At 64.3% G+C, this 16199-nt stretch carries 15 protein-coding genes and 2 pseudogenes; 10 read left to right on the plus strand and 7 right to left on the minus strand.

The window, feature by feature from the left end; genetic code table 11:
- Nucleotides 1-31: 31 nt before the first annotated feature.
- The 4 genes from ACZ5KU_RS24400 (at nucleotide 32) to ACZ5KU_RS24415 (ending at nucleotide 4777) form a co-directional block, all read left to right on the plus strand.
- Nucleotides 32-2785 carry a response regulator gene (locus tag ACZ5KU_RS24400; protein WP_273825935.1) on the plus strand — a complete coding sequence of 918 codons (2754 nt, stop codon included), beginning with the start codon at nucleotides 32-34 and terminating at the stop codon, nucleotides 2783-2785.
- Between the two features lie 66 nt (nucleotides 2786-2851).
- Nucleotides 2852-3841 carry a 2-hydroxyacid dehydrogenase gene (locus tag ACZ5KU_RS24405; RefSeq protein ID WP_054063108.1) on the plus strand — a complete coding sequence of 330 codons (990 nt, stop codon included), beginning with the start codon at nucleotides 2852-2854 and terminating at the stop codon, nucleotides 3839-3841.
- A gap of 97 nt (nucleotides 3842-3938) precedes the next feature.
- Nucleotides 3939-4373 (plus strand): hypothetical protein, encoded by a 435-nt coding sequence (locus tag ACZ5KU_RS24410; RefSeq protein WP_273825934.1) that lies wholly within the window; start codon nucleotides 3939-3941, stop codon nucleotides 4371-4373.
- A complete protein-coding gene (locus tag ACZ5KU_RS24415; protein WP_464737432.1) occupies nucleotides 4373-4777 on the plus strand; it encodes an META domain-containing protein in 405 nt (134 codons plus the stop codon). Before ACZ5KU_RS24410 ends, ACZ5KU_RS24415 begins: the two co-directional genes overlap by 1 nt.
- A gap of 60 nt (nucleotides 4778-4837) precedes the next feature.
- On the opposite strand, the gene ACZ5KU_RS24420 is transcribed toward ACZ5KU_RS24415, so the two are convergent.
- Complete coding sequence (locus tag ACZ5KU_RS24420) at nucleotides 4838-5299, minus strand: TlpA disulfide reductase family protein (protein ID WP_054057140.1); 462 nt, start codon at nucleotides 5297-5299, stop codon at nucleotides 4838-4840.
- Between the two features lie 115 nt (nucleotides 5300-5414).
- On the opposite strand from ACZ5KU_RS24420, the gene arsC reads away from it, so the two are divergent.
- The 3 genes from arsC to ACZ5KU_RS24435 are packed head-to-tail and all read left to right on the plus strand — an operon-like array spanning nucleotide 5415 to nucleotide 6788.
- Nucleotides 5415-5768 (plus strand): arsenate reductase (glutaredoxin), encoded by a 354-nt coding sequence (arsC, locus tag ACZ5KU_RS24425; protein ID WP_054057139.1) that lies wholly within the window; start codon nucleotides 5415-5417, stop codon nucleotides 5766-5768.
- Nucleotides 5765-6370 (plus strand): NAD(P)H:quinone oxidoreductase, encoded by a 606-nt coding sequence (wrbA, locus tag ACZ5KU_RS24430; protein ID WP_054057138.1) that lies wholly within the window; start codon nucleotides 5765-5767, stop codon nucleotides 6368-6370. The genes arsC and wrbA overlap by 4 nt, the downstream gene beginning before the upstream one ends.
- Nucleotides 6363-6788 carry a DUF2069 domain-containing protein gene (locus tag ACZ5KU_RS24435; RefSeq protein WP_054057137.1) on the plus strand — a complete coding sequence of 142 codons (426 nt, stop codon included), beginning with the start codon at nucleotides 6363-6365 and terminating at the stop codon, nucleotides 6786-6788. Before wrbA ends, ACZ5KU_RS24435 begins: the two co-directional genes overlap by 8 nt.
- Before the next feature lie 21 nt (nucleotides 6789-6809).
- Here ACZ5KU_RS24435 and ACZ5KU_RS24440 read toward each other — a convergent pair whose 3' ends face one another.
- Together ACZ5KU_RS24440 and ttcA are read right to left on the minus strand one after the other, a co-directional pair.
- Complete coding sequence (locus ACZ5KU_RS24440; RefSeq protein ID WP_054057136.1) at nucleotides 6810-7481, minus strand: DNA-3-methyladenine glycosylase I; 672 nt, start codon at nucleotides 7479-7481, stop codon at nucleotides 6810-6812.
- Nucleotides 7482-7491: 10 nt separating this feature from the next.
- Nucleotides 7492-8316 (minus strand): tRNA 2-thiocytidine(32) synthetase TtcA, encoded by an 825-nt coding sequence (gene ttcA, locus ACZ5KU_RS24445; protein ID WP_017902139.1) that lies wholly within the window; start codon nucleotides 8314-8316, stop codon nucleotides 7492-7494.
- A gap of 400 nt (nucleotides 8317-8716) precedes the next feature.
- Here ttcA and ACZ5KU_RS24450 point away from each other — a divergent pair, with 400 nt between their 5' ends.
- Nucleotides 8717-9319, plus strand: a complete 603-nt coding sequence (locus ACZ5KU_RS24450) for a Yip1 family protein (protein ID WP_054057135.1) — start codon at nucleotides 8717-8719, stop codon at nucleotides 9317-9319.
- 131 nt (nucleotides 9320-9450) lie between these two features.
- Complete coding sequence (locus ACZ5KU_RS24455) at nucleotides 9451-9945, plus strand: SprT family zinc-dependent metalloprotease (RefSeq protein WP_054057148.1); 495 nt, start codon at nucleotides 9451-9453, stop codon at nucleotides 9943-9945.
- A gap of 73 nt (nucleotides 9946-10018) precedes the next feature.
- Here the strand turns inward: ACZ5KU_RS24455 and ACZ5KU_RS24460 are convergent.
- Together ACZ5KU_RS24460 and ACZ5KU_RS24465 are read right to left on the minus strand one after the other, a co-directional pair.
- Nucleotides 10019-11235 (minus strand): annotated as a pseudogene (locus tag ACZ5KU_RS24460) (CaiB/BaiF CoA transferase family protein).
- A gap of 153 nt (nucleotides 11236-11388) precedes the next feature.
- Nucleotides 11389-12720 (minus strand): dicarboxylate/amino acid:cation symporter, encoded by a 1332-nt coding sequence (locus tag ACZ5KU_RS24465; RefSeq protein ID WP_054057133.1) that lies wholly within the window; start codon nucleotides 12718-12720, stop codon nucleotides 11389-11391.
- Nucleotides 12721-13053: 333 nt separating this feature from the next.
- Between ACZ5KU_RS24465 and ACZ5KU_RS24470 the strand changes: the two genes are divergently transcribed.
- The gene (locus tag ACZ5KU_RS24470) at nucleotides 13054-14052 is read left to right on the plus strand and encodes an AraC family transcriptional regulator (RefSeq protein ID WP_054057132.1); all 999 of its coding nucleotides are present in this window, start codon (nucleotides 13054-13056) and stop codon (nucleotides 14050-14052) included.
- 4 nt (nucleotides 14053-14056) lie between these two features.
- Here the strand turns inward: ACZ5KU_RS24470 and ACZ5KU_RS24475 are convergent.
- Together ACZ5KU_RS24475 and ACZ5KU_RS24480 are read right to left on the minus strand one after the other, a co-directional pair.
- Nucleotides 14057-15405 (minus strand): annotated as a pseudogene (locus tag ACZ5KU_RS24475) (ATP-binding protein).
- Nucleotides 15402-16079, minus strand: a complete 678-nt coding sequence (locus ACZ5KU_RS24480; protein WP_054057130.1) for a response regulator — start codon at nucleotides 16077-16079, stop codon at nucleotides 15402-15404. The pseudogene ACZ5KU_RS24475 and the gene ACZ5KU_RS24480 overlap by 4 nt, the downstream one beginning before the upstream one ends.
- Nucleotides 16080-16199: the final 120 nt, after the last annotated feature.

A 16199-nucleotide genomic window follows, 5' to 3' on the forward strand; every position in this document is an offset into this window, starting at 1 on the left:
GCCAAACGCCGTATCTGATGGAGAGTATTGCGTGCTTAAGAACCTGGGCATCAAAGGCCGAGTCCTCCTGCTCACCCTGCTGCCGACCACGCTGATGGCGCTGGTGCTGGGCGGGTATTTCACCTGGTTGCAGCAATCGGAACTGCAAAGCCAGCTGCTGCAGCGTGGCGAAATGATCGCCGAACAGCTGGCCCCGCTGGTGGCCCCGGCTCTGAGCCGCAACGACAGCGAACAGTTGGAGCGGGTCGCCGCCCAGGCCCTGGAGCAGACCGATGTACGCGCGGTGTCATTCCTCGGCGCCAATCGCGAGCAACTGGCCCATGCCGGCCCGAGCATGCTCAACCAGCCGCCCACCGGCAACAGCAGCCACATGCTGCAACGCAGCGGCAACGACGCCACCCGCTACCTGCTGCCGGTGTTCGGACGGCATCGCAGCATGGCCGGCGAACCGGTCCCCGACGAGGCCGACCGGCTGCTGGGCTGGGTCGAGCTGGAGCTGTCGCACAACGGCATGCTGCTGCGCGGCTACCGCAGCCTGTTCGCCAGCCTGCTGCTGATCGCCACCGGCCTGCTCGGTACCGCGCTGCTGGCCCTGCGCATGAGCCGCACCATCAATGCCCCGATCAGCAAGATCCGGCAGGCCGTCGCGCAACTCAAGGATGGCAACCTGGAAACCCGCCTGCCGGCGCTCGGCAGCCAGGAACTGGACCAATTGGCCTCGGGTATCAACCGCATGGCCGAGACCCTGCAGAACGCCCAGGAAGAGTTGCAGCACAGCATCGACCAGGCCACCGAGGACGTGCGCCAGAACCTGGAAACCATCGAGATCCAGAACATCGAACTCGACCTGGCACGCAAGGAAGCCCTGGAAGCCAGCCGGATAAAGTCCGAATTCCTCGCCAACATGAGCCACGAGATCCGCACCCCGCTCAACGGCATCCTCGGCTTCACCCACCTGCTGCAGAAAAGCGAGCTGACGCCGCGCCAGCTGGATTACCTGAGCACCATCGAAAAGTCCGCCGACAGCCTGCTGGGCATCATCAACGAGATCCTCGACTTCTCGAAGATCGAAGCCGGCAAGCTGGTGCTCGACAGCATTCCGTTCAACCTGCGCGACCTGCTGCAGGATACCCTGACCATCCTCGCCCCGGCGGCCCATGCCAAACAGCTGGAACTGGTCAGCCTGGTCTATCGCGACACCCCGTTGTCATTGATCGGCGACCCGCTGCGACTCAAGCAGATCCTCACCAACCTGGTGAGCAACGCCATCAAGTTCACCCGCGAAGGCACCATCGTCGCCCGGGCCATGCTCGAAGAGGAACACGAGGACAGCGTGCAACTGCGCATCAGCGTGCAGGACACCGGCATCGGCCTGTCGAGCCAGGATGTGCGGGCGCTGTTCCAGGCCTTCAGCCAGGCCGACAACTCGCTGTCCCGGCAACCCGGCGGTACCGGCCTTGGCCTGGTGATCTCCAAGCGCCTGATCGAGCAGATGGGCGGCGAGATCGGCGTCGACAGCACGCCGGGCGAAGGCTCCGAGTTCTGGATCAGCCTGAGCCTGCCCAAGACCCGCGACGATATCGAGGACCTGCCCGCCGCGCCGCTGCTCGGTCGACGCGTCGCCGTGCTGGAACACCACGAACTGGCGCGCCAGGCCTTGCAGCACCAACTGGAGGACTGCGGCCTGGAGGTGATTCCGTTCAACAGCCTGCCGGGCCTGGCCAACGGCGTCACCGGCACCCACCAGACCGAACAGGCCATCGACCTCGCAGTCCTCGGCGTCACGGCCCAGGACATGCCGCCAGAGCGGCTGAACCAGCACATCTGGGACCTGGAACACCTCGGCTGCCGGGTGCTGGTGTTGTGCCCGACCACCGAACAGACCCTGTTCCATCTCTCGGTGCCCAACCCGCACAACCAGCTCCAGGCCAAACCGGCCTGCACCCGCAAGCTGCGTCGGGCTCTGTCGGACCTGATCGCCCCGCGCCCGGCACGCCTGGAGCCCAGCGAACCGCTTGGCAGCCGGGCGCCACGGGTGCTGTGCGTGGACGACAACCCGGCCAACCTGCTGCTGGTGCAGACCCTGCTCGAAGACATGGGCGCCGAGGTGCTGGCGGTCGATAGCGGCTACGCGGCGATCGATGCGGTACAGCAGGCCAGTTTCGACCTGATCCTGATGGACGTGCAGATGCCCGGCATGGACGGTCGGCAAGCGACCGAGGCGATTCGCCAGTGGGAAAACGAACGGCAAAGCGCCGCGCTGCCCATCGTCGCCCTGACCGCCCACGCCATGGCCAACGAAAAGCGGGCGTTGTTGCAAAGCGGCATGGACGACTACCTGACCAAGCCCATCAGCGAACGCCAACTGGCCCAGGTGGTGCTGAAATGGACCGGCCTGGCCCTGCGCAACCAGAGCCAGGAACGTGGCGGCGACGCCGGCAGCAACGCTGCCGAGCTGCTGGTGCTCGACCCGGAAGAAGGCCTGCGCCTGGCTGCCGGCAAGGCCGACCTGGCCGCCGACATGCTGGCGATGCTGCTGGCCTCGCTGGATGCCGACCGCGAGGCGATCCGTTCAGCCCGCGAGGCCCAGGACAACAATGGCCTGATCGAGCGCGTCCATCGCCTGCATGGCGCCACCCGCTACTGCGGCGTACCGCAGTTGCGCGCGGCCTGCCAGCGCAGCGAGACCCTGCTCAAGCAGGACGATGCCAACGCCCACCAGGCCCTGGACGAGCTGGACATGGCGATCGCCCGCCTGGCCATCGAGGCCCGGGTCAGCGCCTGATCCACGGCAATACACGCCCAGGTGAGCGGCGCTAGGCTGCCGGTCACTTTCGAAAGGAAAATCGTCATGCGTGGAATACTCTTCAGCAGCCAGACCTACGACCGCGACAGTTTCCAGGCCAGCGCCCCGCCCGCCGGCCTCGAACTGCACTTCCAGGCCGCGCGCCTGAGCGTGGATACCGCGCCTCTGGCCGAGCGGCACGAGGTGGTCTGCGCCTTCATCAACGATGACCTGAGCGCCCCGGTACTGGAACAACTGGCCGCCGGCGGCACCCGCCTGATCGCGCTGCGTTCGGCCGGCTACAACCACGTCGACCTGACCGCCGCCCGGCGCCTGGGCCTGAGCGTGGTCCGCGTACCCGCCTACTCGCCCCACGCCGTGGCCGAACATGCGGTGGCGCTGATCCTCGCGCTCAACCGTCGCCTGCACCGGGCCTACAACCGTACCCGCGAGGGCGACTTCAGCCTGCACGGACTGACCGGCTTCGACCTCGCCGGCAAGACCGTCGGCATCGTCGGTACCGGCCAGATCGGCGCGACCTTCGCACGGATCATGGCCGGCTTCGGCTGCCAGTTGCTGGCCTACGACCCCTACCCGAACCCGGAGGTCCTGGCCCTCGGCGCCCGCTACCTGGAACTGCCGGAACTGCTCGCCCAGTCGCGGATCATCAGCCTGCATTGCCCGCTGACCGCCGACACCCGCTACCTGATCAACCGCGACAGCCTCGCCCACCTGCAGCCCGGGGCCATGCTGATCAATACCGGGCGCGGCGGCCTGGTGGACACGCCGGCCCTGATCGACGCGCTCAAGGATGGCCAGCTCGGCTACCTCGGGCTGGACGTCTACGAGGAGGAGGCCCAACTGTTCTTCGAGGACCGCTCCGACCTGCCGCTGCAGGACGACGTGCTGGCGCGGCTGCTGACCTTTCCCAATGTGATCGTCACCGCGCACCAGGCCTTCCTGACCCAGGAAGCCCTGGCGGCGATCGCCGCCACCACCCTGGACAACATCGCCGCCTGGCAAGCCGGCCGGCCGCAGAACCTGGTGGAGGGCTGATCGGCGGGAAAGCCCGGCCAACCGGATCGAAGGTCGCAAGCGGCTGCCATCGGTCGGGCCTCTGCGTGCTAGCATATCGGCCATATTTGGAGGACCCATGGTCGAACACGATTTCCGCTACAGCCTGATGAACCCGCAACACACCCTGACCGAATGCCGCGCCCTGGTGCCGGGTCGCTACCAGGTCACCGGCAACGGTGGCTCGATCCGCATCGACGACGTGCTGCTGGTCACCCTCAAGGGCAGCCGTGACCTGTCCATGCGCCTGACCGTCGAAACCGTAAGGCACCTGATCAACCCGCCCGGGCAGTGGACCGCCATGGCCCGTGGGCCGGTGTTCGGCGAGTTGGCCATCCACCAGTGGCAGGTCAATTGCGACAGCTGCGCCAAACAGCTGGACTTCGAATTCGCCGTGGACGCCAAGCTCGGCACCTCGGCACAGAAACCCGCAGCCACGGCCCGTATCGCCGAGCTGGGCTGGACCACCCAGGGCGAGAAGCACCTCTGCCCGAAATGCCAGGAGGCAATATGATGAAACAAGCGGTGATTCTGGGGATGCTGGCCACCAGCCTGTTGGGCTGTGCCGGCGACCGTGTGCACCTGCAACAGGATCACAGCTATGTGCTGGAGTGGATCGGGGAACGTCCACTGATCGACAACAGCCACCTGACCGTCACCCTTGGCGATGACGGCCGGGCCTATGGCAGCGGCGGTTGCAACCACTGGTTCGCCCCCTACACCCTGGACGGCGACAACCTGAGCTTCGGCAAGGTCGGCAGCACCCGCAAACTCTGCGCCCCTGCCCTGATGGAGCAGGAGAAACGCTTCCTGCAGGCGCTGGAAAACGTTCAGCGCTGGGACATCTCCCCCGTCGAACAGGTACGCTTCTGGCCAGCCCGGGGCCAACCACTGCGCCTGTGGTCTGAAGAAGGCTGACGGCCCGGCCGTTGCGCGGCGCCTTCACCCAAGGCGCCGTGACGTCTGCCGGGTCAGCGCTCAGCCCTTGAGCGCCTTGAGTTTCGCCAGCACACCGGCCGCGGTCTGCTCGCCCATCAGTTGCTCGCGCACCTTGCCCTTGTCGTCGATGATGTAGGTCACCGGCAACGCCTCGCTGCGAGGCAGCTCGAAAAGATCCGCCGGGTCCTGCGCCAGCACCGTGAACCTGATCCCCAACGCTTCGGCCGCCTTGGCCAGGTCATCGCCCTGCAAACCGTCGAAGTTGACCCCGAACACACCCACCGATTGCTCCTTGAGCTGTTCGGAGAGGGCGTTGAGCTCGGGAATCTCGGTGCGGCACGGGCCGCACCATTCCGCCCAGTAGTTGACCACCTTCCAGTGCTTGTCCAGGCGCTCGGCCGCCACCTTCTGGCCGTGCTGGTCAACCCCGTAGTCATTACCGCAACCGCTGAGCAGCAGCGCGCCCATCATCGCCAGTACGGCTGCCAATCGCCTTGCCATGTGTGCAATCCCCCGTCAAATGAGTCATCGACTGCGACCATTTACCTCGTACGGTTCAGGAGCGCTCGCCAGGCAGGTAGAATACCCGCCACCTTAGGCAAGATGCGACCCGCACATGACCGATCTGACGCTCTATCACAACCCGCGCTGCTCGAAATCCCGTGGTGCGCTGGAACTGCTCGAAGCCCGTGGCCTGGCCCCGACCGTGGTGCGCTACCTGGAAACCCCACTCGACGCGCCCCAGTTGCGCAGCCTGCTGGGCAAGCTCGGCATCGGCGCCCGACAACTGTTGCGCAGCGGCGAAGACGAGTACCAGAGCCTGAACCTGGCCGACAGCCAGCTCGGCGAGGAGCAATTGATCGCCGCCATTGCCGCCCATCCGAAGCTGATGGAACGGCCGATCCTGGTCGCTGGCGACAAGGCCATCATTGGCCGGCCGCCGGAGAAGGTACTGGAGATCCTGCCGTGAGCGAGCCGTACGTTCTGGTGCTGTTCTACAGCCGCAACGGCTCCACCCGCGAAATGGCCCGGCAGATTGCCCGTGGCGTCGAGCAGGCCGGCCTGGAGGCACGCCTGCGCACCGTTCCGGCGATCTCCAGCGAATGCGAGGCGGTGGCGCCGGCCATCCCCGAGGAAGGCGCGCTGTATGCCAGCCTCGACGACCTGAAGCACTGTTCGGCCCTGGCGCTGGGCAGCCCGACCCGCTTTGGCAACATGGCGGCGCCGCTGAAGTACTTCATCGACGGCACCAGCAACCTGTGGCTGACCGGCGCCCTGGTGGGCAAGCCGGGTGCGGTGTTCACCTCCACCTCCAGCCTGCACGGCGGCCAGGAAAGCACCCTGCTGTCGATGCTGCTGCCCTTGCTGCACCACGGCATGCTGATCACCGGCCTGCCCTACAGCGAATCGGCACTGCTCGATACCCGTGGCGGCGGAACGCCCTACGGTGCCAGCCACCACACCGGCAGCGATGGCAAGCGCCCGCTGGACGAACATGAAATCGCCCTGTGCCGCGCTCTCGGCCAGCGCCTGGCGAAGACGGCGTTGCAACTGGAGAAAGGTCGTGGCTAGGAAGCCCAAGGTACTGCCCAGCCAGGAGTGGCTGGAACCGCGCGTCAGGTTCGGCCGCTGGCTGGCCCTGGCGTGCTTCTTCGGTTTGATCGGTCTGCTGTGCCTGTATTACCTGGTATTCGCCGACCTGCACGGCGCCCGCCCCTGGGTGATCCTGCTGATCGAACTGGTCCCGCTGCTGCCCCTGGTACCGGGGATGCTGACCGGCAGTGCCCGCGGTCACTCGTTCACCTGCTATGTGGTGAACCTGTACTTCATCAAGGGTGCGCTGGCGGCCTTCGACCCGAACCGGCAGGTGTTCGGTGTACTGGAAATGGCCGCGAGCCTGGCAGTGTTCTGCAGCGCGATGCTGTATGTGCGCTGGCGCCACCAGTTGAACCGGCGCCTGGCCGGGGAAGGCCTGCCACAAACGGCTTAGTGAAACGCTGTGGGAGCAGGATCAGTGGTTGACGGTGAACGCCAGCATCATCGACAACTGGCACATCGGTCGGCCACTCTCGGCATGCCACTGGTTGAAGGCGTCCTGGACGATCGCCAGGTCGCGCAGGCTGGTCGGCACCTTGTCGATGATGTCCTGGGCGTTGAGCGCCGCCACCACGTCATTGCTCGGCACGAAGGTGTCCTTGCCGACCATACGCAGCAGCCGCGGTGCCGACAGGCCGCCGAGCTGATGCCCGTGCCTGGCCAGGTACTTCCACAGACCGGTGATCTCGGTCACCGGCCAGTCGGCGATCAGGTTGCCGAAGCTGCCCTTCTCCTTCGCCACGTCCAACACCATCTGCGCATTGCGCGGCACGCTCTTGAGCTTGCCCAGGTGACGGATGATCCGCGTGTCCTGCATCAGCCGTTCCAGGTGCTCGGCGCCCATCAGCACCACCTTTTCCGGATCGAAGCCGAAGAACACCTGCTCGAAGGCCGGCCACTTGGCGTCCACCAGGCTGTGCTTGAGCCCGGCACGGAACACCCGCAGGGCGATCAGCGACAGGTAGCGATCATCGCCTAGCGCACGCAGTTGCTCCGGGGTCCGGGGCACCGGCAGTTGCGCCTCCAGCGCCGCTGCCGAACCGAAACGGTTCAGGCAGTACTCGTGCAGCCACTTGTAGTCGCGCATGCCGCTTCCCCTACAGGTTCACGACATTGACGAAACGCGAGGCGGCGGTCTCGTCGATACGCAGGCTGGCGAAATCGAACAGGTTGCGGTCGGCCAGTTGCGACGGGCTGACATTCTGCAGGCCGCGGAAGATGTTCTCGGTACGGCCGGGGTTCTTGCGCTCCCACTCCTGCAGCATTTCCTTGACCACCTGGCGCTGCAGGTTTTCCTGGGAACCGCAGAGGTTGCATGGAATGATCGGGAATTGCTTGAAGTCCGAGTAGGCCTGGATGTCCTTCTCGCTGCAGTACGCCAGCGGCCGGATCACCACGTTGCGGCCATCGTCGGCCAGCAGCTTGGGCGGCATGGCCTTGAGCGAACCGTTGTAGAACATGTTGAGGAAGAAGGTCTCGACGATATCGTCGCGGTGGTGCCCCAGGGCCATCTTGGTCGCACCGATCTCGTCGGCGAAGGTATACAGCGTGCCACGGCGCAGGCGCGAGCACAGCGAGCAGGTGGTCTTGCCTTCCGGTACCAGCTCCTTGACCACCGAGTAGGTATCCTTCTCGACGATGTGATACTCCACACCCAGCTCTTTCAGGTAGGCGGGCAATACGTGCTCGGGGAAGCCGGGCTGCTTCTGGTCCATGTTCACGGCCACGATGTCGAACTTGATCGGCGCCACTTTCTGCAGGTGCATCAGAACGTCGAGCATGGTGTAGCTGTCCTTGCCACCCGACAGGCAGACCATCACCTTGTCACCGTCCTCGATCATGTTGAAGTCGGCGACTGCCTCGCCCGCCTGCCGGCGAAGGCGTTTCTGCAGTTTGTTCTGATTGACCGAAAGAGTGCCCATAGCCCTTGAAATCCGCGCGGTGTGTCGAAAAAGGCGGCTATTTTACGCACAAACCGAGCGGGGTGGGAGTGGAGCGGACGGACGCGGGCTTGCCGGCGGGGCTTTTGCTGCACTCAAGCGGGCAAGCCCGCTCCCACAAGGCCTTGGCAGTCCCTGAAACGCTGATCCTGGGGGTACGGGCTTGCCCGCGAAGCCCTCTGGGGTACTTCACCAAATGCTACAACGCGATTACAGCCACGACCGACAGTGCGATTTGCTCTAAAACCCCGGTTTTATTGGCCCCAGCCCTTTCTATACTGCGACATAAGGTCGCAGACATATCCAGACCTCCGATTACTCTGGCCGTCTGTCCCGGCGCTCCGTTTGGGGGGCGATGGTAATAACGAAAGGAGTGACTGAGATGATCCATCACGTTGTGGGACTGTTCACCCATCCTGATCAGGAATGGCGGGAGATCCGTGGCGACGCCGAGGAAAGCATCGGCCACATGTACCTCACCCACACCCTGATTCTTGCCGCGATCCCTGCGGTCTCCGCCTTTATCGGCACCACCCGGGTCGGCTGGGTCATCGGCAACCGGGCGCCGGTCATGCTGACCCAGGAAAGCGCGATCTGGATGACCATCATGTCCTACCTGGCCATGCTTGCCGGGGTGGCGGTGATGGGCGCGTTCATCCACTGGATGGCCCGCACCTACGACGCCAACCCCACTCTGTCGCGTTGCGTCGCCTTTGCCACTTACACCGCCACCCCGCTGTTCATCGGCGGCCTGGCAGCGCTCTACCCGCACATGTGGCTGGGCATGATCGTCGGCACGGCGGCGATCTGCTACACCGTCTATCTGCTGTACGTCGGCCTGCCGACGTTCATGAACATACCTTCGGACGAAGGTTTCCTGTTCTCCAGCTCGGTACTGGCCGTCGGGCTGGTCGTGCTGGTGGCGATCATGGCCTTCACCGTGGTCGTCTGGGGCCTGGGAGTGGGCCCGGTCTATACCAACTGAATAACCAGAAAACTGCCGACACGGGCCGCCGCAAGGCGGCCTCTTCATGTCGGCACGACCATTCGGCGCCTGACGGATTCGGAATCGCCGGGGTTTGCGGCATACTCCACGTCTCTGGAGAGATGTACAGCATGCCCGAGCAACTCAATACCCGCGTCGAAGACTGTTTCCTGCAAGCCGAATCCTTTTTCAAACGATCCTTCAAACGCCCCACCATCAGTCTCAAGCTGCGGGGCCAGAAAGCCGGTGTCGCCCACCTGCACGAGAACCTGCTGCGCTTCAACCCACAGTTGTACCGGGAGAACAGCGAGGACTTCCTGCGCCAGACCGTACCCCACGAGGTCGCCCACCTGATTGCCCACCAACTGTTCGGCGACCGTATCCAGCCCCATGGCGAGGAATGGCAACTGATCATGCGCGGCGTCTATGAACTGCCGCCCAACCGCTGCCACACCTATGAAGTGCAACGGCGCAGCGTGACCCGCTACATCTATCGCTGCCCCTGTGCCGACAGTGATTTTCCCTTCTCGGCCCAACGCCATCGGCTGGTCGGCCAGGGGCGCCGTTATCTGTGTCGGCGCTGCCGGCAGACGCTGGTGTTCAGTGGCGAGGTCCGCGTCGAGTAATCGGCAGGACCAACACCGGCCCTTGTGGAAGCGGGCTTGCCCGCGAAAAAGCCGGCACGGCCCCTCCCCTGGCTCAGCCCAGCACACCCGCCCTGCGCAACGCCACGATCCCCTCGTCGCTGTAGCCCAGCCCACGCAATACTTCATCCCCATGTTCGCCCACGCCGGCCCCGATATGCCTGGGCTGCGGCAACCCCTGGGAAAACTTCAGCGGACACGCCATCTGCGCCTGGCTGCCGCCCTCTCCACGTGGCACCTGCACCACGGCGCCCCGGGCCTTCAGTTGCGGGTGCTCGACCGCCTCGGCCAGATCCAGCACCGGTTCGACGCAGGCATCGATGCCGGCAAACAACCCGCACAACGCCTGGTAGTCATGCTTCTCGAACTCCTCTTGCAACTGCTGCTTGAGCCACTGTTGTCGCGCAGGGTCGGGCGACAGCCCATGGCGGGCCAGTTCCGGACGCCCCAGCACGCCACAGAACGCATTCATGAAGTTCGGTTCCAGACTGCCGACAGAAAACCAGCGCCCGTCGCGACTGCGGTAATAGTCATAGAAACTGCCACCATTGAGCACTTGCGTCTCCCGTCCCGGCTCGACGCCACAGGCCAGAAAACCGGCGCCAGCCAAGGCATTCAGACTGAACGCGCAATCGGTCATGCTCACGTCGACGTACTGCCCCTGCCCCGTCTGCTGCCGGGCGATCACCGCCGCCAGCAAGCCGACCACCCCGTGCAGGGAGCCCCCGCCACATCCGCCACCTGCATTGCCAACGGCAAGGGCCCGCCCTGCGCCCGCCCGGTGTAGCTGGCCAGCCCCGACAATGCCAGGTAGTTGATGTCATGCCCGGCGCGATCACGATAGGGCCCGGTCTGACCGTAGCCGGTGATCGCCACGTAGATCAGCCGCGGATTGAGGCGCTTGAGCGCTTCATAGCCCAGGCCCAGGCGATCCATCACACCGGGACGGAATTGCTCCAGCAGGATGTCGTACTCGAGCACCAGTCGATGAACGATCGCCCGCGCTTGGGCCTGCTTGAGATCCAGGGCCAGGCTGCGTTTGTTGCGATTGAGATAGGCATGGCTGGCGGCAACACCCTGGTCGTGAGGGGGCAGCACCCGCAACAGATCCTGGCGCGTGGGCGATTCGATGCGCAGGACCTCGGCGCCCATGTCCGCCAGCAACAACGAGGCGAACGGCCCCGGCAGCAGCGTCGAGAAATCGAGAATCTTCAGCGAGGCCAGCGGGCCCGCTGCCGGCACTTGCACGGTCTCTTGCACGGATTCCCGCATAGCCACCTACCTGATCAGCGCGATGCCTCAAAGACTAGGCAGCCGATGGCTCGACGGCAATTACCACAACGCTCGGGAAGACTGACGCAAACGCTCATCGACAGGCATGAAAAAACCCATCCGAGGATGGGTTCTTTCAACTTGCGCAGAGGCTTACTTGACGTTTGGCGCCTGGCCTTCGGCCACGCCCAGGTCGTCCAGGGTGCGCTCGTCTTCGATCGCGCGACCACCGGAAGCCAGTTCCGCGTGCAGCTTGTCTTCGTCCAGTTCCTTGACCCACTTGGCCACGACCACGGTCGCCACCGCGTTGCCCACCAGGTTGGTCAGGGCACGGGCTTCGGACATGAAGCGGTCGATACCCAGGATCAGCGCCAGGCCGGCAACCGGCAGGTGGCCGACGGCGGACAGGGTGGCGGCCAGTACGATGAAACCACTGCCGGTCACGCCAGCAGCGCCCTTGGAGGACAGCAGCAGCACCAGCAGCAGGGTGATCTGGTGAGTGATATCCATGTGGGTGTCGGTCGCCTGGGCGATGAACACGGCCGCCATGGTCAGGTAGATCGAGGTACCGTCGAGGTTGAACGAGTAGCCGGTTGGAATCACCAGGCCCACGACCGATTTCTTCGCGCCCAGGCGCTCCATCTTCACCAGCATGCGTGGCAGGGCCGATTCCGAGGAGGAAGTCCCCAGTACGATCAGCAGTTCCTCACGGATGTAGCGAACCAGCTTCAGCACGCTGAAACCGTGGGCACGGCAGATGGCGCCCAGCACCAGCAGCACGAACAGCACGCAGGTGATGTAGAAGCAGATCATCAGCTGGCCGAGTTGCACCAGCGAGCCCACGCCATAGGCGCCGATGGTGAAGGCCATGGCACCCAGCGCGCCCAGTGGCGCCAGTTTCATGATCATGTTGATGATGTTGAACATCGCGTGGGCGAAGCGATCGATCAGGTCCAGCAGCGGACGGCCGTAGTCGCCCAGGCGATGCAGGGCGAAGCCGAAGATCACCGAGAACATCAGCACCTGCAGGATGTCGCCGTTGGCGAAGGCACCGACGATGGTGTTCGGGATCACGTTCAGGATGAAGCCGACCACGCTCTGGTCCGCACCGGCAGTGACGTAGGCAGCGACTTTCTTGGCGTCCAGGGTGGCGACGTCGATGTGCATGCCGTTGCCCGGCTGGACAACGTTGACCACGATCAGGCCGATCAGCAAAGCGAGGGTCGAGACGATTTCAAAGTAGAGCAGTGCATAACCACCGGTCTTGCCGACCGATTTCATGCTTTGCATGCCAGCGATACCGCTGACCACGGTGCAGAAGATGATGGGGGCGATGACCATTTTGATCAGCTTGATAAAGCCGTCACCCAGTGGCTTGAGGGCCACGCCGGTCTGTGGGTAGAAATGGCCGAGCAGGATACCGATAGCGATCGCTACGATGACCTGGAAATACAGCGATTTGTACAGTGGCTGACGAGTCGTCATTGCAAAGTTCCTCAAGAGATCACCCAGCTGTCATCCATCTGACAGATGCGCAACCTGAAGCACGAACCCTCCTGCACCGGAGGGATTTGTTGTTTGTCGAACTGCGTGGGCAGACCATTCCCCTATCGCAAAGCGCGTGCCACTTTCGGAAAATTCCGTCAAAGCCTTTAGCCATCAGGCTTTCAGTCGTTTTCTGTCAGCCAGCCCTTACAGAATAGATGGCGGATTTCCGCCCTTCCACTGTCAGCAGCCATGGATTTTGGCGGATATCCGCCTTGTTCCGCGTCAACATCCCTGACTAAGATCCGCCATTCAACGGACATGGACCGCCCCATGCGTGAACGCAGCATCGCCAGCCACTTTGCCAATGCCGCCCTGGATGGCGCACGTCGCCGGGGCTACGCCTACTCGGGCTTGCTGCAACGACTGGGCATCGCCCCGGAGCTGTTGAGCGAACCCAAGGCACGCCTGGCCCCGGAGCAGTTCACCCAGTTGCTGCAAGGCCTGTGGCTGGAACTGGATGACGAATACCTGGGGTTCGGCCAGAGTCGCAGCCAGCGCGGCACCTTCGCCATGATGTGCCACGCGCTGATCCATTGCAGCAACCTGGAAAAGGCCCTCAACCGCGGGTTGCTGTTCTACCGGCTGTTTCCCGAAGGGCCGCTGCTGAGTCTTGCGCGCGAGGGCGACAAGGTCCGGCTGAGCCTGGATGCCTCGAATCTCTGGGACCCGGAACATTTCCTCTGCGAATGCCTGCTGGTGATCTGGCATCGCCTCGGCAGTTGGCTGGTCGGCCAGCGCATCCGCCTGGAACAGGCCACTTTCCACTACCCGCGTCCCGCCCATGCCAGCGAGTACGACCTGCTGTTCCCCTGCCCGCTGGAATTCTGCGCCCCCACCAGCAGCCTGCTCTTCAGCAGCCGTTACCTGGGCATGCCGTTGTTGCAGGACGAACGGACCCTCAAGCAGTTTCTGCGGCGGGCCCCGGCCGACCTGCTGGCCCGCCCCGATGACGGCGACAGCCTGAGCAGTCAATTGCGCCGCCTGCTCAGCCGCGACGCCAGCCGCTGGCCGGACCTGGAGGCCGTCGCCCAGCATCTGCACATCAGTGCCCAGACCCTGCGACGGCATCTGCGCGAGGAAGGCACCCGCTTCCAGGAGCTCAAGGATCAACTGCGGCGGGATATCGCCATCTACCATCTGGGCCGTAACGACCTGTCGTTGCAACAGATCGCCGAGCAACTGGGATTCTCCGAGCCCTCGGCGTTTCACCGGGCATTCAAGAAGTGGACCGGCCTGACCCCGGGCGCCTATCGCGCCCAGGAGTTGTAGGCCATCAGGGCGTCGGGAAGTGGATGCGGAACGATGCCCCCCCCAGGGGTGAGTCACCCAGGGTCAGCTCGGCGTCGTAGCTTTCGATGATGTCCTTGACCACTGCCAGGCCGATCCCCTGCCCCGGATGCTGGCGATCCAGACGTTCGCCGCGCTGGAGAATCCGCGCCCGCTGGTCCGGCGGCACCCCGGGGCCATCGTCCTCGACATACACCTCGATCCCCTGCAAACCACGGCGCAGGCTGATGCGCACCTGGCTCAGGCATAGCCGGTAGGCGTTTTCCAGCAGGTTGCCGAGCAGTTCCAGCAGGGCGCCCTGCTCGATCGGCACATGGCTGAACTCGGGCACATCGATGTCGACCCGCACCCGCTTGTCACGGTAGACCTTGTCCAGGGTGCTGCAGAGGCTGTCGAGCACCGGCCGCAGCTCGACCTGATGTCGCACCAGGCCGCTCTTGCGCAGGCTGGCGCGCTGCAACTGGTAGCTGATCTGCTGGTTCATGCGCTCGATCTGGCTTTGCAGGATCCACGCCTGGTCGCGGTCCTGCGGACGCTGCGCCATCCCCTCACTGACACCTTGCAGCACCGCCAGCGGCGTTTTCAGGCTGTGGGCCAGGTCGTCCAGGGAATCGCGATAGCGGCTGCGCTGCTCGCGCTCGCTACGCAGCAGGCGGTTGAGGGAGCCGGTCAGGCGCAACAGCTCGCGCGGATGCTCCTCGCTGAGGCTCTGCAGTTCACCGCTTTCGATCTCGTCCAGTTCCTGGCTCAGCCGCCGCAACGCCCGCAGGCCCCAGGTCAGACCGATCCACAGCAACGCCAACAGCACCGACAGCGCCGCGCCGAAGCCCAGGTAGAGCTTCTCGCGCAGGCCGGCGAGGGTCATCTTGTATTCACGCATCGGCTGCAGGGCGACGAAGCTGTAGGCCGCGCTCTTGCCGCCCAGCAGCTTGACCTCGACGTCATAGACGAAGAACTCGTTGCCGTTGTCTTCGCGGATCTTCGCGAATTCGTTGCCCCGGCCGTCATAACGCGGTTTGTAGTTGATGTTCTCTTCCTGGGTCGCCCGCGAGCGCCAGACCAGGCGACCGTCGCGGTCGTAGATATAACCGAGCAGGCGACTGTCCGGCAGGTTGAACTGCTCGTCGGGCAGCAGGGTGGGCATCTGCAGTTGCTTCTTGTTGTCCACCCGCGCCGCGGAAATCAGCGTGGTGACATCCGAGGCCAGCCGCTGCTCGATAGCGTCCTGCAAGGCCAGACTGAAGGCCCCTGCATCGCGGGCAGCAGCGCCAGCATGAACAGAATCGCCAGGGTCGTGGCGGCCAGCATCAGCCGCACCCGTAGCGAACGAATCATCGGCAGCGCTCGTTGAACATGTAGCCCAGGCCACGCACGGTATCGATCGGCTTGAAGCCGACCGGCCCCTCCAGCTTGCGCCGCAGGCGACCGACCAGCACCTCGATCACGTTCGGATCACGCTCGTCGTCATCCGGGTACAACTGTTCCATCAGACGGTCCTTGGCGACCACCTGCTGATGGTGGCGCATCAAGTACTCGAGGATCCGGTACTCATAGGCCGTCAGGGCCAGCGGCTGCTCATCGAGCGAGGCCTGCTTGCGGTTGAGGTCGAGCAACAGGGGACCGGCGGTGATGGTCGACTGGGTAAAGCCGCTGGAGCGCCGCAGCAAGGCGTTCATCCGCGCCTCCAGCTCCTCGAACTGGAAAGGCTTGACCACATAGTCATCGGCCCCGGCGGCCAGCCCCTCGACCTTGTCCTGCCAATTGCCGCGAGCGGTCAGGATCAGGATCGGGAAGGCCTTGCCACGGGTGCGCAACTGGCGGATCAGGTCCAGCCCGCCCATGCCGGGCAGGCCAAGATCGATCACCGCCAGGTCATGATTGAACTGTTCGGTCTGGTACAGCGCCTCATCGGCATTGCCCACCGCCTCGACCACATGGCCGCTGTCGGTCAGCCGGGTCTGCAAGTGATGGCGCAGCAACGCCTCATCTTCTACCACCAGCAACTTCATAACGCTCTCCAACGATACGGGCATTGCATCACCACTAACGGTAACTCAGTTCTGCCAAAGTGTTTCGTAAAAGATACGGCCAACCAGCACTTGCAGACCCGGCGCATCATCACCGTTACA

The sequence above is a fragment of the Pseudomonas sp. Tof1 genome, assembly GCF_055390395.1.

Bases quoted from the DNA above. Each gene is read 5' to 3' on its own strand.
- ACZ5KU_RS24405 (WP_054063108.1), top strand. From the start codon at position 2,852: ATGCGTGGAATACTCTTCAGCAGCCAGACCTACGACCGCGACAGTTTC.
- ACZ5KU_RS24410 (WP_273825934.1), top strand. From the start codon at position 3,939: ATGGTCGAACACGATTTCCGCTACAGCCTGATGAACCCGCAACACACC.
- ACZ5KU_RS24415 (WP_464737432.1), top strand. From the start codon at position 4,373: ATGAAACAAGCGGTGATTCTGGGGATGCTGGCCACCAGCCTGTTGGGC.
- ACZ5KU_RS24420 (WP_054057140.1), bottom strand. From the start codon at position 5,299: ATGGCAAGGCGATTGGCAGCCGTACTGGCGATGATGGGCGCGCTGCTG.
- arsC (WP_054057139.1), top strand. From the start codon at position 5,415: ATGACCGATCTGACGCTCTATCACAACCCGCGCTGCTCGAAATCCCGT.
- ACZ5KU_RS24440 (WP_054057136.1), bottom strand. From the start codon at position 7,481: ATGCGCGACTACAAGTGGCTGCACGAGTACTGCCTGAACCGTTTCGGT.
- ttcA (WP_017902139.1), bottom strand. From the start codon at position 8,316: ATGGGCACTCTTTCGGTCAATCAGAACAAACTGCAGAAACGCCTTCGC.
- ACZ5KU_RS24450 (WP_054057135.1), top strand. From the start codon at position 8,717: ATGATCCATCACGTTGTGGGACTGTTCACCCATCCTGATCAGGAATGG.
- ACZ5KU_RS24455 (WP_054057148.1), top strand. From the start codon at position 9,451: ATGCCCGAGCAACTCAATACCCGCGTCGAAGACTGTTTCCTGCAAGCC.
- ACZ5KU_RS24465 (WP_054057133.1), bottom strand. From the start codon at position 12,720: ATGACGACTCGTCAGCCACTGTACAAATCGCTGTATTTCCAGGTCATC.
- ACZ5KU_RS24470 (WP_054057132.1), top strand. From the start codon at position 13,054: ATGCGTGAACGCAGCATCGCCAGCCACTTTGCCAATGCCGCCCTGGAT.
- ACZ5KU_RS24480 (WP_054057130.1), bottom strand. From the start codon at position 16,079: ATGAAGTTGCTGGTGGTAGAAGATGAGGCGTTGCTGCGCCATCACTTG.